Below are 650 nucleotides of genomic sequence, written 5' to 3' on the forward strand. Positions count from 1 at the left end.
GTTTCGTCTCCGTTAACATCAGTAATTACAACTTCTACTCCTTCTATTCCTTCTTCCCCTGGATCTTGTACTCCATCGCCGTTAAGATCTTCGAATACAACTCCTGTTAAATCTCCAACTTCTGGTGCATAACCATCATCGGTTGTTGCTGTTTCAACTCCTTCTAATACAGTTACTGTTTCTGGATCTGAAGTTCCTGTTGTTAAAGTATCTGTAATATCTGTTGGTAATGTAGTCTCATCTACATCTACTTCTGCATCTCCTACTGGAATGTCTGTTGCTGTCCATGAGCCATCCGTTCCTGTTGTTACTGTTGTTTCGTCTCCGTTAACATCGGTAATTACAACTTCTACTCCTTCTATTCCTTCTTCTCCTGGATCTTGTACTCCATCGCCGTTAAGATCTTCAAATACAACTCCACTTAAATCTCCAACTACTGGTGCATAACCATCATCGGTTGTTGCTGTTTCAACACCTTCTAATACAGTTACTGTTTCTGGATCTGAAGTTCCTGTTGTTAAAGTATCTGTAATATCTGCTGGTAATGTAGTCTCATCTACATCTACTTCTGCATCTCCTACTGGAATGTCTGTTGCTGTCCATGAGCCATCCGTTCCTGTTGTTACTGTTGTTTCGTCTCCGTTAACATC

General features: G+C 40.8%; 1 protein-coding gene. It reads right to left on the reverse strand.

Features of this window, described 5'->3' with window-relative positions:
• On the reverse strand, positions 1-650 hold a 650-nt coding region (locus Q4512_RS16370; protein WP_303426460.1), incomplete at both ends, for an SdrD B-like domain-containing protein.

Source organism: Oceanihabitans sp. 2_MG-2023, assembly GCF_030547245.1.
Classification (GTDB): domain Bacteria; phylum Bacteroidota; class Bacteroidia; order Flavobacteriales; family Flavobacteriaceae; genus Oceanihabitans.